Source organism: Aeromonas sp. R4-2 (assembly GCF_040908295.1).
GTDB classification, from domain to species: domain Bacteria; phylum Pseudomonadota; class Gammaproteobacteria; order Enterobacterales; family Aeromonadaceae; genus Aeromonas; species Aeromonas veronii.
In genome coordinates this window covers 58,571-81,107 of sequence record NZ_JBFODL010000005.1, presented here as the reverse complement: position 1 = coordinate 81,107, position 22,537 = coordinate 58,571, and the positions used below count along the sequence as shown (strand labels likewise).

General features: G+C 59.6%; 25 protein-coding genes. 13 read left to right on the top strand and 12 right to left on the bottom strand.

The annotated features are described in order from the left end of the window. Nucleotides 1–3: 3 nt before the first annotated feature. Both AB5Y99_RS01725 and AB5Y99_RS01720 read right to left on the bottom strand, forming a co-directional pair. A complete protein-coding gene (locus AB5Y99_RS01725; protein ID WP_368208507.1) occupies nucleotides 4–2,046 on the bottom strand; it encodes a protein-disulfide reductase DsbD family protein in 2,043 nt (680 codons plus the stop codon). A 53-nt stretch (nucleotides 2,047–2,099) separates the two neighbouring features. Beyond that, nucleotides 2,100–2,477, bottom strand: a complete 378-nt coding sequence (locus tag AB5Y99_RS01720) for a hypothetical protein (protein WP_193861068.1) — start codon at nucleotides 2,475–2,477, stop codon at nucleotides 2,100–2,102. Nucleotides 2,478–2,662: 185 nt separating this feature from the next. On the opposite strand from AB5Y99_RS01720, the gene AB5Y99_RS01715 reads away from it, so the two are divergent. From AB5Y99_RS01715 to pspG, 4 genes are all read left to right on the top strand, one after another. Then, nucleotides 2,663–3,391, top strand: a complete 729-nt coding sequence (locus AB5Y99_RS01715; RefSeq protein ID WP_019446682.1) for a 1-acylglycerol-3-phosphate O-acyltransferase — start codon at nucleotides 2,663–2,665, stop codon at nucleotides 3,389–3,391. 210 nt (nucleotides 3,392–3,601) lie between these two features. Continuing rightward, on the top strand, nucleotides 3,602–4,264 hold the full coding sequence (gene pspA, locus AB5Y99_RS01710) for a phage shock protein PspA (protein WP_368208505.1): 663 nt from the start codon (nucleotides 3,602–3,604) through the stop codon (nucleotides 4,262–4,264). A 2-nt stretch (nucleotides 4,265–4,266) separates the two neighbouring features. After that, complete coding sequence (locus tag AB5Y99_RS01705; protein ID WP_279009783.1) at nucleotides 4,267–4,473, top strand: PspC domain-containing protein; 207 nt, start codon at nucleotides 4,267–4,269, stop codon at nucleotides 4,471–4,473. Nucleotides 4,474–4,521: 48 nt separating this feature from the next. Next, complete coding sequence (gene pspG, locus AB5Y99_RS01700) at nucleotides 4,522–4,740, top strand: envelope stress response protein PspG (protein ID WP_005335871.1); 219 nt, start codon at nucleotides 4,522–4,524, stop codon at nucleotides 4,738–4,740. Nucleotides 4,741–4,830: 90 nt separating this feature from the next. On the opposite strand, the gene AB5Y99_RS01695 is transcribed toward pspG, so the two are convergent. Further along, on the bottom strand, nucleotides 4,831–5,175 hold the full coding sequence (locus tag AB5Y99_RS01695; RefSeq protein WP_139443455.1) for a GIY-YIG nuclease family protein: 345 nt from the start codon (nucleotides 5,173–5,175) through the stop codon (nucleotides 4,831–4,833). A 44-nt stretch (nucleotides 5,176–5,219) separates the two neighbouring features. On the opposite strand from AB5Y99_RS01695, the gene AB5Y99_RS01690 reads away from it, so the two are divergent. Continuing rightward, nucleotides 5,220–5,954, top strand: a complete 735-nt coding sequence (locus tag AB5Y99_RS01690; RefSeq protein WP_115544551.1) for an ABC transporter substrate-binding protein — start codon at nucleotides 5,220–5,222, stop codon at nucleotides 5,952–5,954. Here the strand turns inward: AB5Y99_RS01690 and rarD are convergent. After that, complete coding sequence (gene rarD / locus AB5Y99_RS01685) at nucleotides 5,936–6,826, bottom strand: EamA family transporter RarD (protein WP_005363056.1); 891 nt, start codon at nucleotides 6,824–6,826, stop codon at nucleotides 5,936–5,938. The two genes, AB5Y99_RS01690 and rarD, sit on opposite strands and share 19 nt — an antisense overlap. 99 nt (nucleotides 6,827–6,925) lie before the next feature. On the opposite strand from rarD, the gene AB5Y99_RS01680 reads away from it, so the two are divergent. Then, entirely contained in the window at nucleotides 6,926–7,513 is a 588-nt protein-coding gene (locus AB5Y99_RS01680) for a uracil-DNA glycosylase family protein (RefSeq protein WP_203118385.1), read from the top strand. 4 nt (nucleotides 7,514–7,517) lie between these two features. Here the strand turns inward: AB5Y99_RS01680 and AB5Y99_RS01675 are convergent, their stop codons facing one another. Further along, nucleotides 7,518–8,375 carry a DMT family transporter gene (locus AB5Y99_RS01675; protein WP_203118386.1) on the bottom strand — a complete coding sequence of 286 codons (858 nt, stop codon included), beginning with the start codon at nucleotides 8,373–8,375 and terminating at the stop codon, nucleotides 7,518–7,520. Between the two features lie 90 nt (nucleotides 8,376–8,465). Here AB5Y99_RS01675 and AB5Y99_RS01670 point away from each other — a divergent pair, with 90 nt between their 5' ends. Continuing rightward, nucleotides 8,466–9,356, top strand: coding sequence for a LysR substrate-binding domain-containing protein (locus tag AB5Y99_RS01670; protein ID WP_279463861.1), 891 nt, complete (start codon nucleotides 8,466–8,468; stop codon nucleotides 9,354–9,356). Nucleotides 9,357–9,365: 9 nt separating this feature from the next. Here the strand turns inward: AB5Y99_RS01670 and znuB are convergent, their stop codons facing one another. Both znuB and znuC read right to left on the bottom strand, forming a co-directional pair. Then, nucleotides 9,366–10,145: a zinc ABC transporter permease subunit ZnuB gene (gene znuB, locus AB5Y99_RS01665; RefSeq protein ID WP_043826084.1), complete on the bottom strand. Its 780-nt coding sequence runs from the start codon at nucleotides 10,143–10,145 to the stop codon at nucleotides 9,366–9,368. 21 nt (nucleotides 10,146–10,166) lie between these two features. After that, nucleotides 10,167–10,943, bottom strand: a complete 777-nt coding sequence (gene znuC, locus AB5Y99_RS01660) for a zinc ABC transporter ATP-binding protein ZnuC (RefSeq protein WP_111900249.1) — start codon at nucleotides 10,941–10,943, stop codon at nucleotides 10,167–10,169. A 93-nt stretch (nucleotides 10,944–11,036) separates the two neighbouring features. On the opposite strand from znuC, the gene znuA reads away from it, so the two are divergent. Together znuA and AB5Y99_RS01650 are read left to right on the top strand one after the other, a co-directional pair. Beyond that, complete coding sequence (znuA, locus tag AB5Y99_RS01655; protein WP_368208503.1) at nucleotides 11,037–11,969, top strand: zinc ABC transporter substrate-binding protein ZnuA; 933 nt, start codon at nucleotides 11,037–11,039, stop codon at nucleotides 11,967–11,969. Nucleotides 11,970–12,036: 67 nt separating this feature from the next. Next, nucleotides 12,037–12,711: a transglutaminase-like cysteine peptidase gene (locus AB5Y99_RS01650; RefSeq protein ID WP_005335848.1), complete on the top strand. Its 675-nt coding sequence runs from the start codon at nucleotides 12,037–12,039 to the stop codon at nucleotides 12,709–12,711. On the opposite strand, the gene AB5Y99_RS01645 is transcribed toward AB5Y99_RS01650, so the two are convergent. Then, nucleotides 12,706–13,647 (bottom strand): TAXI family TRAP transporter solute-binding subunit, encoded by a 942-nt coding sequence (locus AB5Y99_RS01645; protein ID WP_368208502.1) that lies wholly within the window; start codon nucleotides 13,645–13,647, stop codon nucleotides 12,706–12,708. The two genes, AB5Y99_RS01650 and AB5Y99_RS01645, sit on opposite strands and share 6 nt — an antisense overlap. Beyond that, nucleotides 13,644–14,942 (bottom strand): LapD/MoxY N-terminal periplasmic domain-containing protein, encoded by a 1,299-nt coding sequence (locus tag AB5Y99_RS01640; protein WP_368208500.1) that lies wholly within the window; start codon nucleotides 14,940–14,942, stop codon nucleotides 13,644–13,646. The genes AB5Y99_RS01645 and AB5Y99_RS01640 overlap by 4 nt, the downstream gene beginning before the upstream one ends. A gap of 260 nt (nucleotides 14,943–15,202) precedes the next feature. Between AB5Y99_RS01640 and mepM the strand changes: the two genes are divergently transcribed. Continuing rightward, nucleotides 15,203–16,540, top strand: coding sequence for a murein DD-endopeptidase MepM (mepM, locus tag AB5Y99_RS01635; RefSeq protein ID WP_042081590.1), 1,338 nt, complete (start codon nucleotides 15,203–15,205; stop codon nucleotides 16,538–16,540). A gap of 70 nt (nucleotides 16,541–16,610) precedes the next feature. On the opposite strand, the gene AB5Y99_RS01630 is transcribed toward mepM, so the two are convergent. Beyond that, complete coding sequence (locus AB5Y99_RS01630) at nucleotides 16,611–17,555, bottom strand: D-2-hydroxyacid dehydrogenase (RefSeq protein ID WP_005363043.1); 945 nt, start codon at nucleotides 17,553–17,555, stop codon at nucleotides 16,611–16,613. Between the two features lie 162 nt (nucleotides 17,556–17,717). Here AB5Y99_RS01630 and AB5Y99_RS01625 point away from each other — a divergent pair, with 162 nt between their 5' ends. Beyond that, complete coding sequence (locus AB5Y99_RS01625) at nucleotides 17,718–18,299, top strand: YjaG family protein (protein ID WP_021231718.1); 582 nt, start codon at nucleotides 17,718–17,720, stop codon at nucleotides 18,297–18,299. A gap of 70 nt (nucleotides 18,300–18,369) precedes the next feature. Here AB5Y99_RS01625 and AB5Y99_RS01620 read toward each other — a convergent pair whose 3' ends face one another. Next, nucleotides 18,370–18,849: a MarR family winged helix-turn-helix transcriptional regulator gene (locus AB5Y99_RS01620; RefSeq protein ID WP_021231719.1), complete on the bottom strand. Its 480-nt coding sequence runs from the start codon at nucleotides 18,847–18,849 to the stop codon at nucleotides 18,370–18,372. A gap of 163 nt (nucleotides 18,850–19,012) precedes the next feature. Here AB5Y99_RS01620 and AB5Y99_RS01615 point away from each other — a divergent pair, with 163 nt between their 5' ends. Both AB5Y99_RS01615 and AB5Y99_RS01610 read left to right on the top strand, forming a co-directional pair. Beyond that, nucleotides 19,013–19,540 (top strand): hypothetical protein, encoded by a 528-nt coding sequence (locus AB5Y99_RS01615; RefSeq protein WP_005335836.1) that lies wholly within the window; start codon nucleotides 19,013–19,015, stop codon nucleotides 19,538–19,540. 9 nt (nucleotides 19,541–19,549) lie between these two features. Continuing rightward, nucleotides 19,550–21,148: a BCCT family transporter gene (locus tag AB5Y99_RS01610; RefSeq protein WP_158110510.1), complete on the top strand. Its 1,599-nt coding sequence runs from the start codon at nucleotides 19,550–19,552 to the stop codon at nucleotides 21,146–21,148. A gap of 118 nt (nucleotides 21,149–21,266) precedes the next feature. Here AB5Y99_RS01610 and AB5Y99_RS01605 read toward each other — a convergent pair whose 3' ends face one another. Then, nucleotides 21,267–22,505: a multifunctional CCA addition/repair protein gene (locus AB5Y99_RS01605; protein ID WP_368208499.1), complete on the bottom strand. Its 1,239-nt coding sequence runs from the start codon at nucleotides 22,503–22,505 to the stop codon at nucleotides 21,267–21,269. Nucleotides 22,506–22,537 lie beyond the last annotated feature (32 nt).

Sequence of the window (22,537 nt, the reverse complement as noted above, 5' to 3'; positions counted from 1 at the left end):
TCCTTAAAATCGGGTGGTGCCAGCCTGAAGCAGGCCAGCCTTGTGCAATGTGGTCAGCAGATCGTCCTTATCGAGCAGGGGTGACAGTGTGGCCCCTTGCGGCAACTCCGGGCCGTAAATCTGGTTGAAGGGGACGGCCGCCGCGCCCCGCTTACGCAGGAAGGCGGCGATGGCGTCGCTCGGTTTGCTCCAGTCGCCGCGCAGGGCCACCACATCGGGGGCAGAGAGGGCCTGTTGTACCTCATCGCGCAGCAACACGTTGTATTTGTTGGCCTTGCAGGTGACGCACCAGTCGGCGGTGACATCGATAAAGACCCGCTTGTTCTGGGCCAGCGCATCTGTGATGGCGCGTTCGGAGAGCGGCTGCCAGACCACCTTGTCAACACTGGCCGAGCCCTGCGTGCTAAAGGCGCCGCTCAGCAGCAAGGGGCTGCCAATCAGGGCGGTAAGGGCGATCGCCAGTGTGAAGCCGCGGATGCCGTAACGCCAGATGATGCCAATCAGCAGTGCCAGCAGCATGGCAACCATCAGCCAGCCGGTGGCATAAGTGCCGAGATGGTTGTCGAGCAGGCTGGTGAGCCAGAGGCTGGAGCCCAGCATCATCAGGCCGAGCAGGATGCGCAGATGGTTCATCCAGCGTCCCGGTTTCGGCAGCCAGAGGGCGAGTCGTGGCAGGGCCGCCACCAGCAGCCAGGGCAGGCTCATGCCAATCCCCAATGCCGTGAAGATCAGCCAGAGCTGGCCGAGCGGTGCCGCCAGCGCAAAGGCCACTGCAGTGCCGAGAAAGGGTGCCGAGCAGGGGGTCGCCAGCAGAGTGGCGAAGCTCCCCTGCAGGAAGTGACCGCCGAGGCCGTTGCCGCCGCTGGTGGTGAGGCGGGTGCTGAGGGCGCTGGGCAGGCGGATCTCGAACAGCCCCAACAGGTTGGCGCAAAACAGCAGGGTGACCAGCACCATCAAGCCGATAAAACCGGCGCTCTGGAACTGGATGCCCCAGCCAACGGCCCCTTGCGTGGCGCGTAGCAGGCTGCTCATGGCCGCCAGCACCCAGAAGGAGGCGATGATCCCGGCGCTGGCGGCGAGGAACTGCTTGCGCACCGCTCCCTGTTCACGCTTCTGATGTTGCAACACAGTTCCCAGCTTGAGCGCCAGCACCGGCAGCACGCAGGGCATCAGGTTGAGGATCAGGCCGCCGAGCAGCGCTGCTCCCAGCAACCAGAACAGCGAATGGCTCTGGTTGGGCAGTGCGAGCGGCGCGCCGATCGTCTCCTTACCCTGCCATGCCTGTTCGCCACTGGTGAGCAGCAAGCCGAGGGATTGGCCGCGCAGATCCGGCGCATCCCCCTGCCAGCCATCGCTCACCGGCACCCGGGCGATCAGGGTGTTGCCCTCTACCTCAAGCGCCGGTTTGCCAAACTCGGCCCCCTCCAGAGCGTCGATAAAGAGCGCTGGTGATTGCCAGCCCTCTGCCCGCTCGGCGCGCAGTTGCAGCTGGTTGTGCTGATAACCGAGCTCGACCCGGGTGTCGGCAGGCAATTGCTGGGGCAGGGTGCTCATCGCCTTCGCCCAGGCAAAATCGAAGTCGGCCGGGGCGGCGCTATCCAGCGCGAGGGTGAAGGGGAAGTCGGTCAGGATGCAGACATTGCTACAGGTGGAGAGGCGTAGAGTCCCCTTGAGCGGTTGCCCGGCGGGATGGTTGAAGCTCAGAGGGAAGGTCACGTCCCCCTGATAACCCTGGGTGCTGAGCCCGGCTACCTCGAAGTGGCGTGGCACCGGCCAGCGCCACTGAAAGTCACCGACCGGCTCATCCCAAAGGATCTGGGGGGCAATCCCCCCTTCTCCCGGACTATGCCAGTAGGTTTTCCAGCCTGACTCCAGCTCGACATCGAGCAGGATGCGGGTCTGATCTGCCGTGCCGCGGTCGGCCTGCAGCCGTACTCGGGCGTGATCATTCTGTGGGCTGGTGAGCCAGCCCGTGTCGCTGGCCAATCCCATGGATTGCCACAGCAGACCGCCCAGTAGCAGGGCCGCCTTGAAGAGATTCGACATCTTTTTGGTCTCGCAAAAATTGAGTGACAGCTAACGAAAGAACGCTGTCGAACTCATTCCCGCCAGACGCACAGGGTGAGGTGCAGACGCCGCTCGGGCGGCGAGATGACTCTGGGAGGGGGCAGTGGCGGTGTGTAGCGCCAAAGGGGGGCCAGCAGGGCGATCAGCACGGCCACGGCAAAGAAGAGCTGTTCGACGCAGAGCAGGGTGGCGGCGCTTAGCCACTTGCCGTTGAGCTGGCAGCTGGTGGGTTGCGGGCTGGCCGGTTTGGCATCCTCTTGATCCGTTGCCGAGCCTGGAACGGGCAGTACCTGACAGCTGAGGGCGTGATCGAGCAGGGCAAGCCGGGCCAGCGGCTGGGCCGCACAATTGAGCACCAGCAGGCAGACCAGCAGCAGGAGATGTTTCGCTACCCGTTGTTGCAACATCATGTTCGCCCCGTCCATCAAGATGGGGCCATCCTAACGACCAATGACGGGTGGGGCAAGTCGGCGGTGTATTGATGAGCAGTACTGTGGGTGGCGCGACGGGGAGGGTGGTCGGTTCTGTTTGGCGAACGCTTGTTCGCTAAAAGGGGGATCAGTATACTGCGCCGAGTTAAAACTCGAGGTGTTCGATGCTCAAAATTGCCCGTGTGCTGCTGCTTGGTCTGCTGCTCATTTTCTGGTTCCTGTTCGGCCTGCTGCTCTGTCTGGTTCGTCCGCGCCATCCCAACAACGTCTATGTTTTCGCCCGCATGTATCACGCGGTCTGTCCGCTGATCGGGCTGCGAGTCAAGGTGACGGTGGCCGACGAGGTCAAATCGGTCGGCCCGGCGGTCTACGTCTGCAACCACCAGAGCAACTTCGACATCTTCACCGTGACCGGTGCTGTGCAGCCCGGTGTGGTGGCTGTAGGCAAGAAGAGCCTGCTCTGGCTGCCGCTGTTCGGCCTTATCTTCTGGCTCTCCGGCAACGTGCTGATCGACCGCTCCAACCGCTCCCGTGCCATCGGCACCATAGGTCAGGTGGTGGATCGCATCAAGAACCGTGGCACCTCCATCTGGATGTTCCCGGAAGGGACCCGCTCCCAGGGGCGTGGCCTGCTGCCGTTCAAGGCAGGTGCTTTCCACACTGCGGTACAGGCTGAAGTGCCCGTGGTGCCCATCGTCTGCTCCAGCTACTTCGGTCAGGTCGACCTCAATCGCTGGGACAACGGCGAAGTGCTGGTGGAAGTGATGGCGCCGGTCTGCAGCAAGGAGCACGGTGCCAGCGGCATTCGCGATCTCTCCGATACCTGCCGCGCCCGGATGGAGGCCAAGCTGGCCGAACTGGACAGCAAGCTGGGCCACAGCCACGCCGCCTGACGGATAGCGCAGACGAATCGACAAGGGAGCTTGAGGCTCCCTTTTTTGTTGGTGAAAATCACCACCTGGTTGGCTATTTTCACCAATAAATCCTTCTTGAATTTCCTCAGTAAATTCCCATCTATATGTAAAACAACAATAATTTTTCTTGGCACGGCTCTTGTAATGCTATGGGAAGAGATAGCCATCCCATCAACAAGGAGCCAGACCATGAGCGTATTCAGCCGCCTGACCGACGTAATCAATGCCAACCTGCACAGCCTGCTCGACAAGAGTGAAGAGCCGGAGAAGATGCTGCGCCTGATGGTCGAGGAGATGGAGCAGGTGCAGGTCGATATGCGCACCCAGGCAGCTCGCGTCATCGCCGAGCAAAAACAGCTGGAGCGCCATCAGCAGGCGTTGCAGGTGCAGATCCAGGAGTGGTCGGCCAAGGCCGAGCTCGCCATCCAGAAGGGGCGCGAGGATCTTGCCCGCGCCGCGCTGACCGAGAAGTTGGCCGAGGCTCGGAAATGTGAACAGCTGGAACAGGACAAGGCCCGGGTGGCCGAAGTGCTGGCCCAGCTTACCGCCGACAGCGAACGGTTGGCCGCCAAGCTGACCGAGGCGCGGGAGAAGCAGAAACTGCTGACCCTGCGCGAGCAGACCGCCCATAGCCGCATTCGTGCCCGCGCTCAGGTGGACAACCAGCGTATGCATGAGCTGATGGCCCGCTTCGAAGGATTTCAGGGGCGGGTCGATCAGCTGGAAGCCCAGCTGGAGGCAGCCACTCTGGGGCAGAATCCCTCGCTGGAAGCCCAGTTCCGCGAGCTGGAACTCAATGACGAGATAGAGCGCGAGCTGGCCCATCTCAAGGGTCAGAAGGTGGAGGCATAACCATGACTCCCTGGCCCAAGGATCTTGTCCATCGCAAGCTGACCGGCGTCTGCGCCGGCATTGCCAAACGGCTGGGGATATCCAGAGTGACGGTGCGGGTGGTGGCGCTGCTCGCCCTGATCCTGATGCCGCCGCTGGCTCTGGCCGCCTATCTGCTGGCGGTGCTGGTGATGCCGCCCCGTTATGAATTGAAGCGCTGGCTGGATTGACCGAAGGGTTGATCTGCCGGCAGACAAGGTACTGATAAGGAGCAAGTTATGCTGGAATTTTTCATATTGCTGGTGGTGCTGCTGGTCATGGCACTGACCGGTTTTACCCTGGTAGCCATGTTGCTGGTGAGCGGCCTGTTCGTGCTGCTTGGGGCGCTGGGTGGCATGCTTGCTCTGATCATCAAGCTGGCCCCCTGGTTGCTACTGGTGCTGGCGGTTTGCTGGCTGATCAGCAACCGCAGCAAGCGTTCCAATACCTACCTCTAACCCGCCTGAGGTTGTGCAAGACGTTGTGTGATGTTCCCTGATTTCCCCTTTCCGGCCACTCATCGAGTGGCCTTTTTTTGCCTGTCGTCCTCAAGGCTGGGTGGCTGCGGGTAACCACTGGGGGCTCCAGCTCTGCCAGAGTGCCGGGCTGTGGATCAGCTGCTCCTTGAAGGATTTCGGCTGCTGTTTGAGGCGATATTCGATGCGCAGAGCCGCCCCCTTCTCGCCGACTTCCTGTTGCCACGCCAGCGTCAGTGGCCCCTTGCCGCGCAGGGCGCGAGCACCCTTGCCACTCTGGTGCTGGCGCAGGCGGCGCAGCGGATCCGTGCTGATCCCGGTATAGAGCAGGCCGGTGGCAGTACGCACCATATAGACAGACCAGCGGGAAGGGGCGGATGGTTGCAGCGCTGGAGTGGTGGTCGCGGGTTCTCTCATTCAAATTCTCTGTGCCAAACTCAGAGGCAGCTCAAGGAGGTGCGATGAGAGTCTGGTTTTGGTTGTGGTTACTGTTGTCGGTCCCGGCTCTGGGGGAGACGATCCGTCTCTACGATTACCATCAGCATCCCCCCTTCAACACCGGAGTGGATGCAGGGCTGAGCCGCGAGCTGGTCAAGTATCTCAATGAAAAGCTGAGGGGTGAACCCAGAATCGAGCTTTGGCTGGTCAATCGCGCCCGGCTGGCGCTGGAGATGGCGGATCCCGACTTTGACGGTCTGGTGGTCTGGGTCAATCCCGCCTGGGTGGGGGATCCCCATCGCGAGCGCTATCTCTGGACTTTCCCGGTGATGCGCGACACCAACGAGCTGGTCTCGAACATCGACAACCCGGTCACCTATCGCGGGCCTGACTCCCTCAAGGGGTTGGTGTTTGGCGGGGTGGAGGGCTACCGCTATCAGGGGATCGATGATGCGGCTGGCCGCGGGGAGCTGGTGCGTCAGGATGCCAAGAAGGTGAAGACCAATCTTGAGCTGCTGGTGCGCGGTCGCATCGATGTGACGCTGGTAAGTGGTTCATCGCTGGGCTTTTTCATCGACTCACAGCACTATCAGGGCAAGCTGTTTATCTCGCCCTTCCCCCAATCCAGCTATACCCGCCATATCCTGCTGCCCAAATCCCGTCCCGAGCTGCATGCCACTCTCAACGACATCGCCGAACAGATGGACAGGGATCCCCGCTGGCACAAGGTGCTGGAGTCCTATCGCGGTACGCCCTGAGGGCGGCGCTTGAGCCGGTGCAGCGGTAACAGGCTCACCAGCAGACCTGCCCAGACGAAGGCGAAACCAACTGCCTTGATGGGGTCCGGCGCCTCACCAAACCAGTAGATGGCGAGCAGGAAGGCGAGGCTGGGCTCGATATATTGCAACAGTCCCACAGTGCTCATCCGGGTTCTTGCCACCGCGTAGCAGAACAGCCCCACCGGCAGCAGGGTGGCGGGCGCACTGCCCATCAGCAGCAGCTTGTCGGCCAAATCCCCGTTCACGAATGCCCCTTCCCCGTGCCACGCCAGCGTGCCGATGATGATCAGCGCGACGGGCAGTTGCACCATGGCTTCCAGATAGAGGCTGGAGCCGGTGTCGTAGTGGATCTTCTTCTTGATAAGGCCGTAGCAGGCGAAGTTGGCCCCCATGATGAGGGAGAACCAGGGGAGTTGGCCGTAGCAGAAGAGCATGTAGGCGAGCCCCGCCAGCGCCAGGGCGACCGCCAGATGCTTTTGCGGGGTGAGTCGCTCTTTGAGGAAGATGACGGCGAATACGATATTGAACAGCGGGGTCATAAAGAAGGCGAGGCTGGTGGTCAGCACCTGCCCGGTAGTGAGGCACCAGGTGAACATGCACCAGCTGATGGACATCACGGGGCCCGCCAGCAGAATGAGGCCGAGCTGGCGCGGCTCGCTGCGCAGTTGTGCCCAGGGCACCTTGTGGCCAAGCAGCAAAAACAGGGCCCCCAGCAGTACCACAGACCAGAGCACCCGGTGGGAGATCAGCTCCCACATGTTGACCTCGGGCATGAATTGATAATAGAGCGGCAGCATCCCCCACAGGATGAAGGAGAGGGTCGCGGTGCCGGTACCTAGCCAGTTTTTCATTATTTTCCGTTTATTAAATTAAACACTCATGGCGATAGTAGGGGGCGCGCCCTGTTTCCACAAGAGGGAAAACAGGGAAATGCTGGTACTATCAACGTCATGCAGCGAATCGATAAGTTGTTTGAGCAAATCAGGGCCTGCCGTCTGTGCGAGGCTCATCTGCCGCTGGGGCCTCGTCCGGTGATCCGCGGGGCCGAGAGTGCCCGCTTGCTGATCATTGGTCAGGCGCCCGGCACCCGGGTGCATGCCAGCGGTATCCCGTGGGATGACCCCTCCGGTGACCGACTGCGCCAGTGGCTCGGGGTCGATAAAGCCACCTTCTACGACGAATCCCGCATCGCCATCATGCCGATGGGGCTCTGTTATCCCGGCAGGGGAAAATCCGGCGATCTGCCGCCGCGCCCCGAATGTGCGCCCACCTGGCACGACAAGGTATTGATGCTGCTACCCAACATCGAACTGACCCTGCTGATTGGCCAGTATGCACAAGCCCATTACCTGCGGGGGGCGGCCAAGGGGTCGCTCACCGAGACGGTGCGCAGCTGGGCTGACTATGGCCCCGGCTGGCTGCCGCTGCCGCATCCCTCCCCGCGCAATACCCTCTGGCTCAGGAAGAATCCCTGGTTCGAACAGGAGATTGTTCCCCATCTGCAGCAAAGGGTCGCCCCTTTGCTGGCACGACCCTGAGTGCTTAAACCGCCGGTTCGGCCAGCGGTTTTGGTTTGCTGCGGGCCATGGCGATGAGCGGCAGGACGATGCAGATACAGCCCAGCAGCAGCGGCAGGCCCGGTTGCTCGTCAAACAGCCACACCCCAATGGCGACGGCCATCAGCAGACCGGTATATTCCGCCGAGGCGATCTTGCTCGCCTCCGCCTTGCGATAGGCCACCACGCACAATCCCGCATAGACCATGATCAGTGCCGAGGAGCCAAAAGCGGGCCACCACATCTGCCACTGCCAGTCGCCCCCTTCCCACCAGGCCAGCGCGAGAATGAAGGGCATGCTCAGCACGTTGGTGAAAAACAGGGTCTGGGCGATGGGCTGCTTGAGCGGGATCCGCTTGATCAGCAGGTTGTTGAGCGCCATCGACAGCGCCACCCCAAGCGCCGCCAGCGCAGCCCAGTTCACTTCGGTCGGGCGCAGCACGATCAAAACCCCGATAAATCCGATGACTGCGGTCAGCACCTTCTGGCGCGAGATCGCTTCTCCTGCCATCCACACCGCCAGCGGCACCATCATCAGGGGGGCGGCATAGAAAAGGGCATTGGCAGTGGCGAGCGGCAAGCGGGTGAGGGCCACCACCATCAGGCAGACGCCGACCGCCCAGATATGAGCCCGCAGCAGGTGCCACTTGATGGCCACCGGCGGGTTGCGGCGCCATGACCAGAGCAGCCAGGGCATCAGCAAAATGGCGGCCGAGAGCTGGCGAAAGAAGACAAACTGGAAGATGGGCTGATCCGGCTCCAGTACCTTGACCAGCGCATCGGAAAAGACCGCTACCATATTGCCCAGCACCAGATAAAGGATGCCGATCCCTACTGCATTCATACCACCTCCACTTCAGATGAGCGGAGGGTAGCGTGCCGGTTGATATCCAGTAAAATGATAAAAAATGACCACTCATGAGATATTTAGATAATGAAGCTTCCTCCCCTGCGTGCGGTGCAATATTTCGAGGTGGTGGCACGCTTGCTCAGCTTCTCTCGCGCCGCTCTGGAACTGAACGTCAGCCAGAGTGCGGTCAGCCACCAGATCCGCCTGCTGGAAGATTTTCTGGGTGAGCGCTTGCTGCTGCGTCAGGGGCGTCTGCTCTCGCTGACAACCCAGGGGGAGAGTTATTTCGAAGGGATTGCCGCCGGGCTCAGCCAGATTGCCCAAAGCAGCGAACAGCTGCGTGGTGGTGGCGAGATGCGAGTCCGGCTCGCAGTCTACAGCTCGTTTGCGGTGAAGTGGCTGATCCCGCGGTTGGCCGGATTGCGCCAACTCTACCCCGAGCTGGATTTGAGTCTGGAGATGGTGGCGGAAGATCCCGAGCTCTCCGATCGGGTGGCGGATTGCTTTATCACAGTCTCACCCCACGGACGGGGCTACTGTCACGATCTTATCTATCAGGAGCGGCTCTTTCCGGTCTGCAGCCGCCGCTTGTTGCAGCAGATCTGCGGGGAGTGGCCCGAGGCCATCTGGCAGCTGCCGTTGCTGTCGGTGCAGTCCATCTACAAGGCGCGGGGGGAGGATTGGCAGCGCTGGGCCAAGGCGGGTGGGCTGGTGATTCCGGACGAGGCGCGGATGCACCATTTCAGCCATGTGTTGCTGGCGATGGAGGCGGCGGCCTGGGATCAGGGGGTGGCGTTCGTGAATGACTACATGCTGCGGCCCGATGATCCCCAGCTGGTGGCCTTGCCGGTACATCAGCTGGAGACGGGGGATGCCTTCTACTTCACCTGCAAGCGCTCGCGGGCTCATGAGCCTGCCATCAGCCGGTTGCGCCAGTGGCTGATGATGGAGACACGCCAGAGCATGCCGCTCTAGCCTGCACCGTTACGCTCTCTTGAACTGGCTCAGCACAAACAGGCTGGTGGCACAGACGACGACCGAAGGCCCAGCCGGGGTGTCCTGATACCAGGAGAGGGTCAGTCCGCCGAGTACGGCGAGACAGCCAATCAGTGCGGCAAAGCTGGCCATCTGCTCCGGCGTCTGGCTGAAGCGGCGGGCGGTGGCGGCGGGAATGATCAGCAGGGAGGTGATGATCAGCGCCCCGACAAACTTCATCGCTACGGCAATCACCAGCCCGATCAGCAGCATCAATACACAGCGCAGCACATCGACCCGGATCCCCTCTACCCGTGCCAGCTCTTCCGAGATGGTCATGGAGAGCAGGGGATCCCACAGTCGCCACAGGGTGAGCAGTACCAGCGCGCCACCGCCGTAGATCCAGAGCAGATCCATCGGTTGTACCGAGAGCAGGTCGCCAAACAGGTAGGCCATCAGATCCACCCGCACGTTATCCATAAAACTCAAGGTAACCAGACCGAGCGACAGGGCGCTGTGGGCCAGAATGCCGAGCAAGGTATCGGTGGCCACCTGCTGGTTGCGGCTCATGATCACCAATAGCATTGCCATGGCGAGGCAGCAGACCACTACCGCCAGGGTGAGATCGACCTGCAGCAGAATGCCCAGCGCGATGCCGAACAGACAGGCATGGGAGAGGGTGTCGCCAAAGTAGGCCATCTTGCGCCATACCACGAAGCTGCCGAGGGGGCCGGCCAGCAGGGCGATGCCGAGACCGGCCGCGAGGGCGTATAACAGAAAGCTGTCCACTTGAATGTCCTGTTGCTTGCGCTATTTGCTGTGAGCGTTGTTGCGAGAAGGCAGGCGGATGATGGGAGCCTGCGGTTCATGATGATGGTGTTCGCCATCGCAGTGGTGATGATGGGTATAGACCGCCAGCACCTCCTGCTCCGGTCGCCCGAACAGGCGGGCAAATTCGGGGTGGCGGGCCACGCTTTCCGGCTCGCCATGACAGCAGACGTGGCGATTGAGGCAGATCACCTCGTGGGTGCTGGCCATCACCAGATGCAGGTCGTGGGATACCATCAGCACGGCGCAATTGAATTCGGCGGCGAGCTGGCCGATGAGGGCGTAGAGCTCGATCTGGCCGGTGATATCGACCCCTTGCACCGGTTCGTCCAGCACCAGCAGCTCGGGCTTGACCAGCAGGGCGCGAGCCAGCAGTACCCGCTGCATCTCACCGCCGGAGAGTTTTTGCATCCGGTTCTCCAGCAATCCCTCTGCGCCCACCCGGGCCAGCGCCTCCTCGATGGAGAGGCGGCTATTTTTGCCCAGTTGCAGGAAGCGGCGTACTGTCAGCGGCAGGGTGGGATCCAGATAGAGGCGCTGGGGCACATAGCCGACTCTCAGATCGCGGCAGCGGGTGATCTTGCCCGAATCTGGGGTGAGCAGACCCAGCACCAGCTTGCTCAGGGTGCTCTTGCCTGCCCCGTTGGGGCCGACTAGTGTGGTGATTTTGCCTTTATTGAGGGTAAAGGAGACCTTGTCGAGCACAGTGCGTCCATCAAACGAGAGAGAGACCTCTTTCAGCTCTACCAGTTGGCTCATGACAACTCCGGGGTTTACAGCCAGTGAGAGTTATAATATAACAAAAAACAGCTGTTATATTATCACATACTCACCCCCTGACGAGATTCACCAATGAGAATTATTGCGCTTTTCACTGCCCTGCTGGCGGTGAGTTTGCCTGTTCGTGCCATTGAGGTGCTGACCACCATCAAGCCCCTTGGCTTCATTGCCGCGGCGATCACTGACGGGGTGAGCGAGCCCAAGGTATTGCTGCCGACCGGTGCCTCTCCCCACGATTTCTCCCTGCGTCCGTCCGATATTCGCAGCATCAACAGTGCCGATCTGGTGGTGTGGGTCGGCCCCGAGCTGGAAGGCTTCATGGCCAAGCCGCTGGCCAATCATCCTCATGCTCTGACCCTGACTCAGGTTGATGGGATGCCGCTGTTCAACTACGCGACTCAGGATAGTCATGACTCCCATGACCATGATGATCACGATCATGCCGTCCACGAGCACGGTGACCATGATGAAGGGCATGAGGGACATCATCACGAAGGGGTCGATCCCCATATCTGGCTTGGACCGATGCAGGCCAAAGTGATTGCCAAGGCGATCGCAAGTGAATTGGGCAAGCTGGATCCGGCCAATCAGGCTCGTTATGACGCCAACCTCGCGGCATTTGATGCCAAAGTGGATGCCAAAGACAAGGTGATTGCTGGCCAGATGAAGGCGGTGAATGAGAAGGGGTACTTTGTATTCCACGAGGCGTATGGATACTGGGAGCGCCACTACGGCATGAGTTCAAAAGGTTACTTCACCGTGAGTCCGGAGCGTCGCCCAGGCGCCAAGACGCTGGTGGATATTCGCAAGGCTTTGGAAGAGAAGCAGGCGAGCTGCATCTATGCCGAGCCGCAATTCTCCCCCGCAGTGATTGAGTCGGTTGCTCGTAATACCGGTGCCAAGGTGCTGCTGCTGGACGAGGTGGGTGAGCAGGTACCGCTCGGCCCGGATGGTTATCCCCAATTCATGCAGCAACTGGCAGACGCATTCGCACAGTGTCGCTGATCGCCTGCTGAGCCTCTCATCCGGAGGGACTATACTGACCTCCAGCATCTGACATGGAGTGTCCGGTATGAAATGGTTGTTGATCCCGGCTTGCACGTTGGCGCTATGTTGCGCCAACGTGCAGGCTTCGCGTCTTTCCGAATATATTGCCAGTCCGGATCTGCGGGCCAAGCTGCAGGAAGTGTATGGTGGCCGGGCCATTCAGCGGGCCGAGGCATTCTCTCGCCTGCTCACCCCCAGAGCGGGTACCACCGACCAGCAGAAGATCGAGCTGGTGAACAATTACTTCAACAATCTGACCTACAGCGAGGATCCCAAGCTGTGGGGAGATGAGGATTACTGGGCCAATCCGCTGGAGTTCATCGGCGCCCGGGGTGGGGATTGCGAGGATTACAGCATCTCCAAGTACTACACCCTGATGGAGCTGGGGGTGGATGAGAAGAAGCTGCGGCTGGCCTACGTCAAGGCGGTGCGTTACAACCAGTTCCACATGGTGACTCTCTATTTTCCGACACCCAAGGCTGACCCACTGGTGCTCGACAACATCAACAGCCGGATCCTGCCGGGCAGCAAGCGTACCGATCTCATTCCCGTTTACAGTTTCGATGCCAAAAGCATCTGGATCATGAAGTCACGGCGGGAAGGGACGCTGGCGGGGAGTGCCGATCGGTTGGCGCAGTGGACATCGATGAAGACCCGTTTCTCCAGCGAGCAACTGCGCTCTCCCCGTCGTCAGTTATAGCTTGCCCGCCGCTTTCAGCTCCTCGAAATATTTAGCTGCGCCCGGATGCTGCTCAATACTCAGCACCGGGCCGGTTTTATTGCGTGCCCGGTGAAACATATTGGCGTAGCCATAAGTCTGCTCATTGAACTTGGTCTGCTGGGTCAGCATGGCCTTGGTCAGGCGATAGACAGACTCTTCCGGCATGTTTGCATTGGTGACCAGGGTGGCGGCAATGGCAAAGGTGGGAGTTGCCTTCAGATTGCCGGGGTAGATGCGGGCGGGCACCTGACTACGTTGGTAATATTTGACCCCTTTGAGTAGCTGATCACGGGTGGCCCCATCGATGGGGAGGAAACTGACTGCGCAACGTTTGGCGGTGTCGAGCACAATCCGGTTAGGGTGCCCCATCACCAGTGCAAATGCGTCGATCTGCTTGCTGCAGAGCGCATCCGGCAGGTTGGCCATGCTCTTCAGATCGAGATCCTGTTCTTTCGCTCCCAGGATGTTGAACAGAGCCAGCGCCGTCTGGCGGGTACCCGAGCTCTTCAACCCCATGTCGATGGGGGCGAGCTTGAGCTGTTCCAGTGAAGTGATATCGCCATCGGCACGGATCACTATGGTGAAGGGCTCGGCATGGGTGGCAAACAGGGCGCGCAGATCAGGTTGCGGCTGCGTGGCAAAAGGGCCCAAGCCCTGGCTTGCCTGATATAGCCAGTCTGACTGCACCATGGCGTAGGAGGTCTCGCCACTCTTCAGCCGCGTCAGGTTTTCTATTGAACCCGATGAGCTCTGCAGTGTGCACGCAAGTTGCTCGTCGACCTCATGAGCCAGACGGCAAAACTCTTTGGTTATCTGGTGATAAATCCCCTGCTCACCCCCGGTGGTGATAGTGACGGTTTCAGCCATCAGGCCGGGTTGCCACAGCAGGGGCAACAGCATGGCGAGCTTCTTCATGATTGCGCCTCCTTGGCATAACCATCGATACCCCAGGTCCGCAGTTTGTCGATGTCGCGACACTCTCCCGATTCTGCCAGCAGGGTATAACCGGCGGCATGCATGGTTTGGGAGAGCAGATTCCAGTAGAGCGGCGCATCGGTCAGCTGACAGCTGATAAAGATGGGATTGAGCGGGTCAAGTTGATTGAAGGTATCCGCATTGAGGGGAATGGCGCTGAAGGCGAGCTCACACCCCTGTTCCTGCAACGCGGCCAAGGTAGACTGGCCGTGGGCGGGGAATGTGGCTACATCCCAGCGCCAATCCAGTGTTTTTCCTCGCCCCTGGCTTAGCAGAGGGGCGATCTCGGACCATTGCGGGTGATTGAGCAGGGAGAGGGGCAGCAAGACCCCTTCTATATGAGAGTGCTGCCACTGTTGCAGGGTGCTCTGGATGGTTGCGAGATCGCTGTCGGCACCGAGGGGCTGACTGGGCAAGAAACGCTGATAGAGCGCGATCTCCCCTTGTGTGGAGACAAATTTTTGCAGTTGCCCGCCTTCCGGCAATGGGCTCACTCCTTGCAGCGGCTGTGGGGTCGTCAGTGGCAGCTGTTTTCCCAGCTGGGTGATTTTGAGTCGTTGTTGCAGCAGATCCCGTTTGCGTTCGGAAACCAATTGGTTGATGGAAAGTGCCACTTCTTTGAGGTCTTGCAACCAGGGAGTGGGCAGGGTGCTGTTGAACTGGTGTTTACGGATACGGATCAGCTGCAGGTTGATCTGCTCCAGGGGCTGCAGCAGGCGTTTGCACACCAGGGAGATGATCAGGGTAAATACGATGAGGCCCGCCAGCAGCGCCAGACCGGTGCGACTGATGGCATTCCACAGATGCTGATAGGCGTAGCCGCTATGTCCTTCAAGGGTCAGAGTGCCCAGCATGCGCCAGCCATCGGTCAACTCTTGCTCAATCTTGACGGGGGGCATGCCGATAACCGAGGGAAGCCAGCCGGGGACATTTTGCTGGGTAGAGTGGAATACCTTCTGAAACAGCACCTGACCATCCGGATCCACCAGAATGACCGAGCTGACGAAGCCGCCGTCGAACATGGCATTGACGATGGTCTCGGCCAGCACATTGTCGTCATTAAGCAGGGTTCCTTGCAGCACCAGCCCGAGCGCGGTGATGGCGGTTTCCAGGTTGGCTGACATCTGGTCGAGGATGGATTGGCGGACCGTCGTGACTTCCAGTGCAAACAGCAGCGCAGCACCGATCAGGAACAGGACGACAATTATTCTGATTAACAGTTTTGCTAACGACATATCCACTCCATGGAAAAGTTATCGCAACATTTCAGGTTTCTATTCAGTATCGAATCCGACCCGGTTCTTAAAAATAGGAAAAAATGGTTAAAAAAGACGATCATTTCTGCCCATCCGGGCGGGTTATGCATAAAATGTGAGGTTCATGCAGATTGTGATGAACTATTTGTAACTATTTGTGTCCAACAAACAGTTTTATACGGTTTTGTCACAACTGACATCGCAACTCACACTCTTTAGATCTAAATACAGGATAGCGGATGAAACGTCTCCGTCCCTTGGTAGTACAGGCTGCCAATTGGGAACCACCGGTTCCCCGCAAACACTTTTACGCCATGCTGATGCTGACGGCCATGACCCTGTCAGCAGTGGCATTATTGCCAGCTCCGGGTGATATCCTCGAGCGGCCGCTGCGTCTTGAGTTGCCCATTGATACCGCAGGTACGGCAACCAACGAAAACAACACCGACTTTAACGAAATTCCCGATCACGAACTGGTTGATCAGAGTGCGCCGGATGACGACATCCCGGTCGACACCACCCCCCAGTGGCAGGATTACCGGGTCCGCAACGGCGAAAACCTGACCGCCATTTTTAACAATCTCGGTCTCTCCACCACCACCCTCTACAAGGTGCTGGACGCGGACAACAAGAACTATCTGGCGCGCCTCAAGCCGGGCCAGAATATCGAGCTGCTGATCGATCAGGACAACATCCTGCAGCAACTCAAAATTCGCCTGAACATCAAGCAGACGCTGGTGATGGCACGCAGCGACGATGCCTATACCGCCTCCATGATCAATGAGAAGGTCGAGTGGCAACCGCAGCGTTACAACGGCGTGATCAACGGCAGCTTCTATGTCAGTGCCCGCAATGCGGGGATTCCGGCCAACCATATCCAGAAAATTGCCAACCTGTTCCAGTGGCGAATGAATTTCGCCAAGGATCTGCAGAAGGGCGACAAGTTCAAAGTGCTGGTACGCCAGGAGACGGTGGAAGGCAAGAGCACTGGCAACAGCCAGTTGCTGGGGGTGGAAGTGACCAGCCAGGGCAAGACGGTGTCGGCCTGGCTCTCCGATGACGGCAACTATTACGACGGTCAGGGCAACAGTCTGGAGCGCGGATTCCGCCGCTACCCGACCCATAGCCGCTATCGGATCAGCTCCAATTTCAACCCGGCCCGCAAACATCCGGTAACCGGTATGGTGCGTCCTCACGAGGGCACCGACTTCGCGGTACCGGTGGGCACGCCAGTGCTGGCGACCGGCGATGGTGTCGTCCAGAAGGCAACCAGCCACCCGCTGGCGGGTACCTATATCGTCATCAAGCATGGCCGTACTCTCTCTACCCGTTATCTGCACCTGAGCAAGCTGCTGGTCAAAACCGGTCAGCGAGTGAAGATGGGCGACAAGATCGGCCTCTCCGGCAACACAGGTCGCTCGACCGGTGCTCACCTGCACTACGAGCTGCGGATCAACAACCGCCCGGTCAATGCCATGACCGCCAAGCTGCCGATGGCTGAACCCCTGAGCGGCAAGGAGCGTCGTCAGTTCCTTGCCAAGGTGAAGAGCTACCGCAAGGAGCTGGCTGCGGGTTGATTCCGGTTGTCACCGCCTGAAATGAAAGGCCCCGCCAGATTGGTGGGGCCTTTTTACATGCGCAGTGAGGTCAGTAACCCTTGTCGAAGTCGATTTTGCCATCCAGTGGCTGGCCATCGATAAAGCGGATGTAGTTGCGCACAAAGATCTGGGCTACATCATCCGGGAAGCTGTAGGCGCTGTTGTGGGGGGTGACGATGAGGTTGGGTTGGCCCCACAGTGGACTGTCGGCGGGCAGCGGCTCCTGCTCGAACACATCCAGCACTGCCATCGCCAGCTTGCCGGTGCGCAGTGCGGTGAGCAGATCGCCCGAGTGTACGGCGCTGCCACGGCCGACGTTGAACAGGATGGCGCCCGGTTTGCAGTGTTCGAAGCGGGCGGCATTGAACAGATGACGGGTATCGCGGGTGGCTGGCAGCACGCTGACGATGACATCGGCCTGCGCCAGCATCTTGTTGAGCGCAGGTAGCTGATAAACCTGATCAAACCCGGCCCGCTCCCGACCGCTGCGGCTGATGCCCAGCACCTTCATGCCAAAATGTTTGCCGGTGTGGGCAATATGCTGACCAATGCTGCCGGTCCCCAGGATCAGCATGGTGCGCCCCTTGAGGCCCTGATAGGGGTGGCTTTGCCACAGTCGCTGTTTCTGCTGTTCCCGATAAAGGGGAATTTGGCGCATCAGGCTGAGCAGATGACCAAAGACATACTCGCTCATCAGCGGGCCGAAGATGCCGCGCACATTGGTGAGCTGATAATCACGGCGACTGTCAGGGTCGAGCAGCACATCGACTCCCGCATAGGTGGACTGGAACCAGCTCAGCTTGTTGGCTTTGGGCAGCAGCGGTTTGGCACGGGCCGGTTCGGCCATCAGAATATGGGCTTCGCCGATCAGCTTCTCGGCATCACTCTGGTTATCGGCTCGCAGAATGCGCAGATGGGGGAGATTGGCGGCCTTGAGCAGCCGTTCGTAGTGAGCATTATCCTGGCTGAGCAAAAGAAGGGTACGTTGGCTCATACTCTTGTTCCTTATCAGAATTTGCGGCGCAACAAGATGCCGCTCTCGACCCATCTTACCTGACTTCATATCGCAACATAGCCGACCAGGGCGCTTTTTCGTTTTCGCCGCGCCCCTCGTGGGCTACAATCTGCCCCACATTTTGCAAAGGATCCGACTCCAGTGTTTGGTGACAAGTTTTATAAGCGACTGGCCGAGCTACAGCCTTGGCAACAGACCGTCTACACCCTGGCGCTGGCAGAGCGCATGTACCCCAACTATGCCCTGTTCTGTCAGGCCTCCGGCTTTGGCAATGCTGGCGCTTTCCGGCATGCGCTGGATCAGATGTGGGTCTACCTCACCGTCAAGGGATCCCGGGTCAATCTGGGTGCCATTCTCGAAGAGTTCGAGTCTCACATTCCGGATCCCCGCAAGTTTGAATCCTACGGTGCCTATCCCGCGCTGGATGCCTGTGTTGCGCTGGGCTGCGCCTACAACTCGGTGATCTGCCGGGTTGGTGAAGAGGCCAACGATGCCAGCCATGCGTCAGTCGGTACTGTGGCCGGTTTTATCGAGCTGCTGGAAGAGCGGGATCTGACCGAAGAAGAGCTCTACGAGCACGAGTACATGGAAGCCGAGCTGGAGTTCCAGGTCGAGCTGCTCAAGCGGGTTGCTCATGAGCGCGACAGCGATCGTATCCTGGCCATCAGAGCATTCGCCTCTCAGGATGGCGTCTCCAATATCGGGATCAGCCTGGAAGAGTAATCCTCTGCGGCCCCTGATCGAAAAAAGCTCCCGTTCGGGAGCTTTTTTATGCCTGAAATTGTTCAGCAGCTTATGCCTGCTCTTCGGTGAGGGGTCTGACGCTCAGCACCGGGGCGGCATCGATTTCGTCTGCATTCATCATGGCGGAGATGCGCTGCAGGGAAGACAGCAGCAGGGTCTGCTCCCACGCTTCCAGTGCCTGAAAACGCTGGATGAAGCGCTCTTGCAGCGGGGTCGGGGCCTGGGCCAGCAGGGCTCGGCCTGCATCAGTCAGTGTCGCGTGAACCTTGCGCTTGTCGGTATTGCTGCGAACGCGCTGCACCAGTTGGCGGCTCTCCAATCGGTCCATGATAGTGGTGGCGGTGGCCTGGCTCATGTTGGTGTGATCGGCCAGCTGGCGCATGGAGATCTGTCCCAACTCGTCGATCCCTTTGAGCAGCAAGAGTTGCGGGGAGGTGAGCCCGGCTTCTTTGATCAAGCGCCTGGAGTGCATGTCGATGGCACGAATAATCTGGCGCAGGGCGACCAGCACTTCATCATGTTTTTCCATGGGATGTGCGTTATTGGAAGGCTATGGAGAGGCGCAAAATTTTCCGCCTAATTCGTCACAAGGTCAATATGGTTTTTGTTGTAATAATTTCTGCTCTAATTAATTTTGTGTTAGGTTGACGGGCATTTCACGGAATTCACCCTGACATTTGAGGAGCGAAATGATGAATGACGAGCTGGATATCAAGTCTCTGGTGGCCGAGTTACGTGTGGTCAGAGTGCGCTATGAACTGCCGGATACCTCGGCTTTTGTGCGCTATCAGCCTGCCTATGATGAAGACCCCAACAACCTCAAGGTACACCACTATGATGGTGAGTTACCCCTCTCTTGCAGTGAGACAGGTACTTTCAACCTAAAGGAGTTGGTGAATGAATTACGCTACGCCTATGTGCTGGTGCACCTCTTTCCTGACGAAAGTGCCATGAACTTCTATCTGACTGGCCTAGATACCGGCCTGGCACAGCTGGAGTTCATCGGTGGCTCTTACGACTTCAACCGCCTCTGGATCACCAGCGGTATCTCCAATCTGGGCGTCCCCATGGCCATCTTCCTTGGCAAGCGTCACGCCGTGAATGGCCAGCCCTCGGTTTCGCTGGTGGATCACCGCGAACAGGCAGCCGGCAAACTGGTCTATCGCGCCATCGGCGGCGCCGGTGATCATGTGGGCGAAGACTTTTTCAACAACGACTAAGGAGGCTGGATGCGAGCAAGCAAAGGGCTATTGAAAGGCCTCAACCCGACTATGGCCATGACGGCCCTCACCGTGATCACCCTGTTTTTGCTGTTTGGCGTATTTGTTCCCGATACCGCGGCCGCCTGGTTTGTCGGTGCCAAGGATCAGATTATTGCCGGGTTCAAGTGGTACTACATTCTGGTGGTCGCCCTGTTCCTGTTCTTCGCTGTCTACCTGATGTTCAGCCGTTTTGGCAGCATCCGGCTGGGTGACGACGACCAGGTACCGGAGTTCGGCTACTTCGCCTGGTTCTCCATGCTCTTTAGCGCGGGCATGGGTATCGGTCTGGTGTTCTGGAGCATCGCCGAGCCGATGAACCATCTGCAGGGCAATCCGTTCATTACCGAAGGGATGACCCCGGAAGCGGCCCAGATCGCCATGCGCCTCACCTTTTTCCATTGGGGCCTGCACCCCTGGGCCATCTATGTGATCGTTGGCCTATCGCTGGCCTTTTTCAGTTATCGTCGCAAGTTGCCGCTGGCGATCCGCTCCGTGCTTTACCCCATCCTCGGTGAGCGCATCTACGGCTTCTGGGGCCATGCGGCCGATGTGCTGGCGGTGTTCGGCACCGTGTTCGGGGTGGCAACCTCCCTTGGACTGGGTGTCTCCCAGATGAATACCGGCCTCAACCAGATGTTTGGTATGGCGGTGTCGCAGTCCAACCAGCTCTGGCTGATTGGCGGCATCAGCCTGATCGCCACCCTCTCGGCGGTTTCCGGGGTCGGGCGCGGAGTGAAGCTCCTCTCCGAGCTCAATATCTGGCTGAGTGTTTTCGTGCTCGCGCTCTTTCTGGTGCTGGGGCCGACTACCTATATCCTCAACGCCTATGTACAGAACATCGGTGATTACCTGCAGAACATCGTCAAACTGAGCTTCTGGACCAACACCGAGGCCAACGGCACTTCGGCCTGGCAGTCGAGCTGGACTGCGTTTTACTGGGGTTGGTGGATTGCATGGGCGCCGTTTGTCGGCATGTTTATCGCCCGCATCTCCAAGGGGCGTACTATCCGCGAGTTTGTGCTCGGTGTGCTGCTGGTACCCTCGCTGCTCGGCATGTTCTGGCTCACCGTGTTTGGCGGTACGGCGATGAATCTGGAGCTGTTTGGCGGTGGTGGCGTGGTCGCTGCGGTCAATCAGGATGTGACGCAGGCGCTCTACAAGACGGTCGAGCTGCTGCACTGGGATACCTTCGGCTGGATCGCCAAGGCCGTGTTGACCCTGCTCATCTGCACCTACTTCATCACCTCCAGTGACTCGGGCACGCTCGTGATTACGACCCTGCTCTCCATTGGTGATCAGGAGCCGCCGGTACTGCACCGCGCCGTATGGGGTCTGGGGCAGGGGCTGGTTGCCGCTATCCTGCTGGTCTCCGGCGGCCTGGCAGCCTTGCAGGCGGCCAGCATCATAGCCGCGCTGCCCTTCTCGGTGATCATGTTGGCGATGTGCTATTCGCTGATGCTGGGGCTCAAGCAGGAGAGTCAGCGCCAGTTCGAGTATCGCCAGAACCTCAAGCGCCACGATGGCTCATCCCATATGAGCCTGATGGAGCGAATTGGTCCGGCATAACCGCACCAGCAGGGGTTAGCGCCCCTTTACATATAAACTTGGATGCAAAACGGCCGCCCTGGCGATGCTCTCCTTGCGGAGCTCATCATCAGGGCGGCCGTCTGTTATGGGGCCGAGGTTACTCTTCGATAAAGGTCCACTCATCCTTGACCCGGCTGATGGCATCGGTCCGCTTTTTGGCGAGCTGCTCCTTGATTTCTTCCCCTTTGTAACCGGCCGCCACTATCTCTTTCACCGGCACCGCCTGGGCGGCAGCCAGCGCTTCGGCCACATAGTCCGGCTCGGCATAGACCCGCTCCTCGAAACCGGTACGGCCATGGAAGTCGGCGCGGCAGGCATCAAGAAGCTGGGCAAAGCGCTCGGGGCGGCGCCAGGCATCAGCCTTGTCGAACACCTTGAGCAGGGTGGCGGGCTTGAGCTCAAAAGCGATATGGATGTGGGTGTGCAGATCGCTCACCAGCAGCGCCAGATCCCGGCACTCATTTGGTACCCGGAACCGCTCGCACAGAGCGCGAATAAGCGGCAGCCCTTTCTGGCCGTGACCGTGATGGCTTGGCCAGAACTCCTTGGGGGTCACTCCCTTGCCAAGGTCGTGGCAGAGGGCGGCAAAGCGGACGGTCAATTCCGGGGAGATCCGGCACGCCTGCTCCAGCACCATCAGGGTGTGGATGCCGGTGTCGATCTCCGGGTGCCACTTGGCCGGGGCGGGGACGCCAAACAGCGCATCAATCTCTGGGAACAGCGCCTTGAGGGCGCCGCACTGGCGCAGCACCTCGATAAAGATCTGCGGGGTCGGCCCCAGCAGCACTTTTTCCAGCTCCTTCCAGACCCGCTCCGGCGTGAGGTGGGCCAGCTCGCCAGCGGCCGTCATCTCGCTCATCAGGGCGAGGGTTTCCGGCGCTATGGTAAAGCCCTGAGCGTGGAAGCGGGCGGCGAAGCGGGCGACCCGCAGGATGCGCAGCGGATCTTCGGCAAAGGCAGGGGAGACGTGGCGCAGCAGCCGTTTTTCCAAATCCTCAATGCCACCGTAGGGATCATGGAGCTGGCCCTGATCATCTTCGGCGATGGCGTTGATGGTGAGATCCCGGCGCAGCAGATCCTGCTCGAGCATCACATCGGGGGCGGCGTGGCAGACAAAACCGGTGTAGCCCTGACCCTGTTTGCGTTCGGTACGGGCGAGGGCATACTCCTGCTGGGTTTTGGGGTGAAGAAACACGGGAAAGTCGCGACCGACCTGGGTAAAACCCAGCGCCAGCATCTGTTCCACGGTGGCACCGACCACCAGATGATCCCTGTCGCCCTGCGGCAATCCCAGCAGGCGATCCCGCACTGCGCCCCCAACCAGATAAGTCTGCAAACCGTCTCTCCCGTCATCAATCGTGGGGCCGA

Coding starts and splice junctions, on each gene's coding strand:
- AB5Y99_RS01725 (WP_368208507.1), bottom strand. CDS start 2,046: ATGTCGAATCTCTTCAAGGCGGCCCTGCTACTGGGCGGTCTGCTGTGG.
- AB5Y99_RS01720 (WP_193861068.1), bottom strand. CDS start 2,477: ATGATGTTGCAACAACGGGTAGCGAAACATCTCCTGCTGCTGGTCTGC.
- AB5Y99_RS01715 (WP_019446682.1), top strand. CDS start 2,663: ATGCTCAAAATTGCCCGTGTGCTGCTGCTTGGTCTGCTGCTCATTTTC.
- pspA (WP_368208505.1), top strand. CDS start 3,602: ATGAGCGTATTCAGCCGCCTGACCGACGTAATCAATGCCAACCTGCAC.
- AB5Y99_RS01705 (WP_279009783.1), top strand. CDS start 4,267: ATGACTCCCTGGCCCAAGGATCTTGTCCATCGCAAGCTGACCGGCGTC.
- pspG (WP_005335871.1), top strand. CDS start 4,522: ATGCTGGAATTTTTCATATTGCTGGTGGTGCTGCTGGTCATGGCACTG.
- AB5Y99_RS01695 (WP_139443455.1), bottom strand. CDS start 5,175: ATGAGAGAACCCGCGACCACCACTCCAGCGCTGCAACCATCCGCCCCT.
- AB5Y99_RS01690 (WP_115544551.1), top strand. CDS start 5,220: ATGAGAGTCTGGTTTTGGTTGTGGTTACTGTTGTCGGTCCCGGCTCTG.
- rarD (WP_005363056.1), bottom strand. CDS start 6,826: ATGAAAAACTGGCTAGGTACCGGCACCGCGACCCTCTCCTTCATCCTG.
- AB5Y99_RS01680 (WP_203118385.1), top strand. CDS start 6,926: ATGCAGCGAATCGATAAGTTGTTTGAGCAAATCAGGGCCTGCCGTCTG.
- AB5Y99_RS01675 (WP_203118386.1), bottom strand. CDS start 8,375: ATGAATGCAGTAGGGATCGGCATCCTTTATCTGGTGCTGGGCAATATG.
- AB5Y99_RS01670 (WP_279463861.1), top strand. CDS start 8,466: ATGAAGCTTCCTCCCCTGCGTGCGGTGCAATATTTCGAGGTGGTGGCA.
- znuC (WP_111900249.1), bottom strand. CDS start 10,943: ATGAGCCAACTGGTAGAGCTGAAAGAGGTCTCTCTCTCGTTTGATGGA.
- znuA (WP_368208503.1), top strand. CDS start 11,037: ATGAGAATTATTGCGCTTTTCACTGCCCTGCTGGCGGTGAGTTTGCCT.
- AB5Y99_RS01650 (WP_005335848.1), top strand. CDS start 12,037: ATGAAATGGTTGTTGATCCCGGCTTGCACGTTGGCGCTATGTTGCGCC.
- AB5Y99_RS01645 (WP_368208502.1), bottom strand. CDS start 13,647: ATGAAGAAGCTCGCCATGCTGTTGCCCCTGCTGTGGCAACCCGGCCTG.
- AB5Y99_RS01640 (WP_368208500.1), bottom strand. CDS start 14,942: ATGTCGTTAGCAAAACTGTTAATCAGAATAATTGTCGTCCTGTTCCTG.
- mepM (WP_042081590.1), top strand. CDS start 15,203: ATGAAACGTCTCCGTCCCTTGGTAGTACAGGCTGCCAATTGGGAACCA.
- AB5Y99_RS01630 (WP_005363043.1), bottom strand. CDS start 17,555: ATGAGCCAACGTACCCTTCTTTTGCTCAGCCAGGATAATGCTCACTAC.
- AB5Y99_RS01620 (WP_021231719.1), bottom strand. CDS start 18,849: ATGGAAAAACATGATGAAGTGCTGGTCGCCCTGCGCCAGATTATTCGT.
- AB5Y99_RS01615 (WP_005335836.1), top strand. CDS start 19,013: ATGAATGACGAGCTGGATATCAAGTCTCTGGTGGCCGAGTTACGTGTG.
- AB5Y99_RS01610 (WP_158110510.1), top strand. CDS start 19,550: ATGCGAGCAAGCAAAGGGCTATTGAAAGGCCTCAACCCGACTATGGCC.